The organism is Hathewaya limosa, assembly GCF_030815255.1.
In the GTDB taxonomy this organism is placed as follows: domain Bacteria; phylum Bacillota; class Clostridia; order Clostridiales; family Clostridiaceae; genus Hathewaya; species Hathewaya limosa.
In genome coordinates this window covers 157,793-165,223 of the sequence record NZ_JAUSWN010000003.1, presented here as the reverse complement: position 1 = coordinate 165,223, position 7,431 = coordinate 157,793, and the positions used below count along the sequence as shown (strand labels likewise).

Sequence of the window (7,431 nt, the reverse complement as noted above, 5' to 3'; positions counted from 1 at the left end):
TTAATAAAACATTCTCTCACAAAATTAATAGATAATATTCTATTTTCGTGGCAAAAGTGGCTAAGTGGATAATTATAACTAAAAAACTATAAACCCCCATAAGCTATCGCTATTTAGATAAGTCTGCCTTTTATTCTTAGAATATTATTCTAGTACATATTAATCTAGGAAATTAGTTATAAAAACTAAACATAGTATAATTGTCAATAGAAATACTTTCTAAAAATTAAACACTAGTGAGAAATTTTATATGAATTAAATTTATGAAAAATGACTCTTACTAATAGTGAGGGTTATTTTTATGTATAAAATACGATAATAATAGAATTTACTAGCTATATAATGCTATTTACCTATGATGTAATGAAAAGATAATTTATACAGTGAAAATTAGAAAAGTAACGTTATAATGATAAAAAAATGAAAGAAAATGATAATCAATACAAAATGTAATTGAATATCATTTTCAATTGTTGTATAATTTATATATATAAATTGGAGTCGGAGGTAAAATATATATGAATATGATAAAGAAGATAAATAAGGGAGTAGGCGTCGCAACTACAGCAATGATCATTGTAGGGGGAGTACCTATGATGGTACATGCTAATCCCATTAACAAAAATATATCTCAAATAGAGGCAAAAGCTATATGTAAAAATATAGATCAATCGATTAAAAATGGAACTTATAAATTTAGCAATTTAAGCGTAAACGAGAGTATAAAAAAATCTAATCATAAAATTGATGAAATAAAGGTAAAAGTATTAAAAGAGAAATCAGATGATGTTTCTATGGCAGGAGGATATATAGAAAAAGTTGAACATGAAGTTAGTAATGGAAAACAATATTTAGTTTTATCAATAGATAGTTTAGATTGGATGAGCAATATAACTGCATCTATAAATGATGGACAAGAAGTAAAGGTTGAAGAATTAGAGATAAGTAAGAAGAAAAAAAACGATGGAAAAGGAAAAGAGATAGGAAAAATAAGATTTGAAATAAAAAATTTAAACTCTAAAATTTTAATGCATATGAATGTTGAGCCAATGGGAAATGCAAGAGTTACATTCAGATTAATTCCAGAAACTACAATTACTGATCAAGGTAAACCTAAAAAAGAAGATACCCAACCTAAGGATAAGCAAAAGGATAAAGAAACTGATATAGTTCAAAACAGTGAAAAAAAAGAGAAAACTGAAGGAAGTCTAAAAATTAAGTGGGAAAAAGTAACTAATATATCACAAATTACTTCTATAAAATTTGGAAAGTTTTATGGGGATTTTGAAAAATACAGAGTAGAATTTGAAAAACCATCATACGATCCTAACATGGCTATTTATATGAAAAATTTCAATGGAATAGAAGTAAATGGAGTTACTTATAAAAAAGCTGATTCAGCAGAAAAAAAAGAAACTTTTTACTTCGGTTCAATGGGGTTAGAATTAAATCCCTCAGCATTTAAGCAAGGAGAAAATATGCTTATCTTTAAGTCAAAAGGACATAATGACTTAAGAATAGAGGTAAATAAAAAGAGTGAGACAATTAATATTATAAAACAAGAAGAAGGAATAAAAATTGATACTCAAACAGGTAGTGAAGTTAGTGGAAAGCCTAAACATAATATAGCAGATGGTATATATACTGTAGGATTTAAGGCAAATAAAGTAGACAACCCTAATGATACATCTATGCTTGGTGGATTTTTAGATCATAATGTAAAAGTAGAAGTAAAAGAAGGAAAAATAAAATTAACATTTTTACATAAAGTTATGGCAGATATGTTAATTGATGTTAGATTTGAAAGTGAAGGAAAGTATATTCCAGCTAAGTTAACTTATTATACTAGTCCAAAGGGAAAAACTGTTGATAAGATGAAAACTATAGAAGTTGAAGTTTCAGACTTAAGCAATCCACATAATTGTGCAGTACTTGTAACAGGAATGGGTGGAAAACTTATTGATAAAGGACATATGGACAAATATAAGATTGCGAAACTTACTTTTAATGATGAACTAGTAGAGGGATGGAAAGGTTTTGAAGAAAAAAGAGAAGTCAAGACTAGTGACGAATTATTTAATGATGCATTAGTAGCAGCGCATTTAGATAAGGATAATGATGGAATAGTAACTGATGAAGAAATAAAACAAGCTGCATATGGTTTAGAATTAAATTCTAAACGAATTAAAGATATTACTAGATTAAAAAATTTAGGTTCAAAGGTTACAGAATTAAATTTAGGTTTTAATGAGATATCAGATATAAAAGAAGGAACCTTTGATAATATTATTAATGTAGAAAAATTATCTTTAACTCATAATGAAATAAAAAGTTTACCGAATAATATATTTGATAAATTAACTAAACTTAGAAATTTAGATATATCTGAAAATAATCTTAAAGATTTACCAGAAGAATTATTTAAAAATCTAGAAAATTTAGAGGAATTATCAATAAGAGAATGTAATATAGAAGAATTACCAGATGGAATATTTAAAAACTTAAAGAATTTAAGAACTTTAAGTTTAGTAGGAAATAAATTATCACATATACCAAAAGCAATATTTGAGTTAAACAATTTAGAATCTTTATATATAAGTGAAAATATGTTAGAAGAACTACCAAAAGAATTAAGCAATTTAAAAAAATTAAGAGTTATTGATTCACAACATAATTTTATCAATAAAATAGACAATGAATTTTATGAAAATATAAGAAAAAATAATAATATAAAAACTCTAAACCTTAGAGATAATGAATTAAAAGAAGTACCTAAAGATATGGCTAAAATGTTTAATCTTAATGGGATTAGTAGTGAAATAATATTGAATAACGTTATAAATATGCCTAATTTTGAAGATGATGTTATGAAAAAGGTATATCCTCAAAAATCATTTACAAATTTTAAAGCACAAGTTAAAAATAATAAAATAACTTGGAAAAGTGATCTTTCTGTTTTAGATATGTTATGTTGGCAAAGAGCTGTAGATAGAAACTCAAAAAATATTAAAAATGTTAAAGAATATAAACAATATTTAGCTGAAAATGGTGCAAAGACAGCGGGAGATGTATTGAAAAAAGAAGGATTAATGTGGGAAGTTGTAACAGATATCCAAAAGAAAAATGCTGATGGAAAGTATGTAACTATAAAAACTTTTAAAGATAAAGAAGATAATAATACTGGAACTTATGAAGAGAGTAGTGTAAATGAAAAAAATCAATATAGAATATTAAAAAAAGTAAATGGAGCTACTTATGAGGAATTTTCATATTTATTAGGACAAATGGCAGAAGTTAAAGTAGCAAGTGAAGAAACTTCAAAAGAAGTAGTAAAAGATAAAATAAAGGATGGAACATATTCTATTGGATTTACCGCATACAAGGTAGAAGATAGAAAGGAAACCTCCATGTTAAATAACTTCTTTGATAAGAAGGCTAAGTTAGAAGTTAAAGATGGAAAAATGAAAATAACATTATTAAATATTTGTTTTGCTGATGGATTATATGATTTTCGTATAGAAAGTAACGGAAAATTTCCAGAAAGTATAGCAAAGGGATATGGAAAGTTAACACCAAAGGGACAATACCCATTTAAAACATTTGAAGTGAATATTTCAGATATAGATTTAGAACATGAAGGTTGTGTTTTAGTAGGACCAATGGGCGGACTTATTAGTGATATTGGAAATTTTGATAGGTATAGAAAAGTTATGTTTGTATTTGATAAGGATAATTTAAAAGAGTGGAATGGCTTTGATGAGGATCATAAAAAAATTGATGATGATAAGCAATTTAATAAAGCATTAGTGGACGCTAAATTAGATAAAGATGGAGATGGAATTGTTACAAATGAAGAATTAGCACTTGCGGAGGGAGAAGTAAACTTAGCAAGAAAAGGAATAAAAGATATTTCTAGATTACAGTTTTTGGGAAAAAATGTAACTTCACTTGATCTAGTAGGAAATGAAATAACCGAGCTTCCAGAGGGGGTATTTGATAATTTAACAAAATTAAAGAAATTAGATATACATGGAAATTATATCAAGAAACTACCTAAAGGTATTTTTGATAAATTAACAGAACTTACAGAACTTCATATAGGAATGAATGATTTTACAGAGTTACCAGAAGGTATTTTTGATAGATTAACTAAGTTAAAAGAGTTAAGTATATATAATATGAGATTATCTTTAAATAAAATTGATGATAATATATTTGATAAGCTTAAAAATTTAGAGTATTTATCTCTAGCGGAAACAGGCATATCTAAAATACCAAAAAGTATATTTAAATTAGATAATATTAAAACTTTAAATTTAAATAAAAATCAGTTAAGAGTGATACCAAAAGAACTATCTAATTTAAAGAATTTAACATGGCTTGATTTAGGAACAAATTATATAGAAGAAATACCAGAAGAAGTATATAAAAGTTTAAATAAGTTGACTATGTTTGAAATTAAAGATAACCAATTAACAAAGATACCGTTAAATATATGGGAGTTAATGCCTGAAAATAAGACATTAAATTGTTCACTTAATAAATTGAAAATAGTTCCTAACTTACCAGATCCATCGAAAGGAAAGATATGGTTCACTAATTCTCCACAAAAACAAGCATTAAATTTAAAACTTAATGCCAAAAATGGGGAGATAGCTTGGAGCCAAGATATTTCATCTGTAGATATGATGGCATGGTGGAGAATTGCTAATTCATTTAATACAAAAAAAGTACCAAAAAACTTAGATGAATACAAAAAACAATTAGGTGGTAAAACTGCTATAGATTTTCTAAAAAAAGGATGGACAGAACCACAAATTATAACTAAAATTCAAAAGAAAGATATAAATGGAAATTATATAACCATAAAAGAAATAACTAATTATAATGAAAATGATCATTCTGATTCTATAAAAGATTCAAAAATGAAAAATGGAGATGAATATAGAATACTAAAGAAGTTAGAAGCAGTATCATTTGGGTCACCTACATATGTATGCACAGATGTTGCCTATGCGAAAGCGATAGTAAATGAAAATATTAGTGAAAATCCAGATACAAAACCTACGAACCCAAAAGATAAGGAAATACCAACTACAAAATCAGAAGTACAAAAAGAAATACAAGTTAAGGCATTAAAAGAAAATTCAAATGAACCATCAATGGCTGGAGAATACTTAGAAAAAATAGTAAAATACACAGAAAAAGATGGCAAGAAATATTTCACAGTAACACTAAATAGAATGGATTGGATGAAGAATATAGCAATAGAAGTAGGCGGAAAAGAAGTAGAAGCTGAAAAGAAAATAAATGGGAATATTGGAGAATTTACATTTGAAGTAGAAAGCGAAAATACAGAAGTAATGATGAGAATGAATGTAGTTCCAATGGGTAATGCAAGAGTAGCATTTAGATTGGCAAAGGAACAAGATTCACAAGCATCAACATCTGCAAGCAGTGAAAAACCAAGTACAAAACCAGAGAGTACAGAAAACATTTCTAATAAAGAAGAAAAACCAGTTGAAAAAGAGAAAGAAAACCAAAATCAAGATAATATAGAGCAAGAAAAGAAAAAAGAAGAAAATAATCAAGACAAGAAGGATAACATAAAAGAAGATAAAGATATTAACGCTAAGATATTAAAAGTAGTAGAAAACAATAACTTAAAATCAGGAAATTACAAAAATGTACAATCTACAATAAAATGTAAAAACAAAGAACAAGAAAAACTTATAAAAGAAAATCTTGAAATAAAAACAGATGTAACTGTAACAAAGGAAAAAGATGTTATAGTTAGAATGGAACTAACAGGTAAGTATGCTTTTAATTCAAAAGTATTTGTAGATGGAAAACAAGTAGATGTTACGGAAATTTTTAAGGATAGAATAGAGTTAATGGCATCACCTGAAATAAAAACTGAAAGTAAAAAAGACAATAATAAACAAGTAGTAGAATTTAAATTGCCAAACATAAACTCAAAAGTAGAATTAGTAACTTTTGATAGTAATAAACCTAATGAAAAAATCCAAGCCATAGTTAACTTAAAAAATGACTTGGTAAATAAATCTTTAGATAAATCAACATTATCAAAAGATAATGATATTAAAGAAGATAAAGATAATAATACCAAGGATGACAACAATAACGTTAAAGAAGATAACAATAATAAAGAAGATGGCAATAATGATGTAAAAGAAGATAATATTAATAATAAAGAACATATATATACAAATGAAGAAGATTCACATAATAAAAAGACCTCAGCAGTAAAAAATCATATTGAATTAAAATCAAGTAAAAAACCAGAACAGACTGTAAAAAATGAAAATAAAGATAATGAAAAAATTTCAACGGATAAAAAATTACCACAGACAGGACTTCCTATTAATACAGGAATTTTAGCAAGTATGGGAACTATTTTATCTGGTTTGGGAATTGCATTAAGAAAAAAAATAAAAAAATAAGTTAATAAATGCCTATATGTTTGAGTAAAATCCAATGTATAGGCATTCTTATTTAATAAGGAAATTTCAGCTAAACGTTAAAAACTTACAAAGAACTCAAAGAAGTGGCAAGTTAAAGTGTATTATTTTTGATAAGCTCAGAATAATTTGAACATAGTGATAAGTAAACTTGGAAATTAAAGATTTAATTGATTTTTTAATACCATGAATATAAAATATCCTCAAGAGGGAATCAATAGATTAACACAAAGAGAAGAGGTAAAAATGATTAAAAGTAGACAATTAGAGGTTTTAATTTTTTTATTAAAGAATAAAAATTCAACATATAAACAACTTGCAGAAAAATTTGAAGTAAGTACAAAAACTATTGAAAGAGACATTAATCGTCTTTCATCTATGGGGGTACCAGTTCAATGTAAACAAGGAAAATATGGAGGAATATCTATTAATGAAAAATATAAACTTTCCACTAGTTTTTTTACCAATGAGGATATTCAAGATATTATTTTTGCATTAACTGCATTTGAGAGTTTTGGTAATGAACAATGTAAGGAAAAAATTTTAAAAAAGCTTTGTATGATTGAACCAGAACTTGTTGGAATATTAGAGAGTGATGCGGAAGAATACTTTGTATGTGACTTAGTAAGTGAAAAAATTAATATGCAAACGGAAACTTGCAAAAATATTAATACATGTATGAATGAAGATGTATTTTTAGAACTTTTTTTACATGGTAATAAAATAAAGATTGCTCCAATTAGTTATGTATTAAAGCCAAAGGGTTTATATCTATACTGTTTTGATAGTGAATATCATTTAATTCCTGTAAAATCAATTAAGGATACGAAACCTACAACAAGCACTTTTACTCGAGATTTCATTCCATATAAAAAGAATGAGAAAATTAACAGGTAAACTAGACAAAATGTGTCTTGTTTGCCTGTTATACTTTTATATGAGGTGAAAC

General features: G+C 26.2%; 2 protein-coding genes. Both read left to right on the top strand.

Features of this window, described 5'->3' with window-relative positions:
• Positions 1 to 518: 518 nt before the first annotated feature.
• On the top strand, positions 519 to 6,464 hold the full coding sequence (locus tag QOZ93_RS03040; protein ID WP_307355070.1) for an NEAT domain-containing protein: 5,946 nt from the start codon (positions 519 to 521) through the stop codon (positions 6,462 to 6,464).
• Between the two features lie 204 nt (positions 6,465 to 6,668).
• Entirely contained in the window at positions 6,669 to 7,379 is a 711-nt protein-coding gene (locus QOZ93_RS03035; RefSeq protein ID WP_307355069.1) for a helix-turn-helix transcriptional regulator, read from the top strand.
• Positions 7,380 to 7,431 lie beyond the last annotated feature (52 nt).

Bases quoted from the DNA above. Each gene is read 5' to 3' on its own strand.
- QOZ93_RS03040 (WP_307355070.1), top strand. From the start codon at position 519: ATGAATATGATAAAGAAGATAAATAAGGGAGTAGGCGTCGCAACTACA.
- QOZ93_RS03035 (WP_307355069.1), top strand. From the start codon at position 6,669: ATGAATATAAAATATCCTCAAGAGGGAATCAATAGATTAACACAAAGA.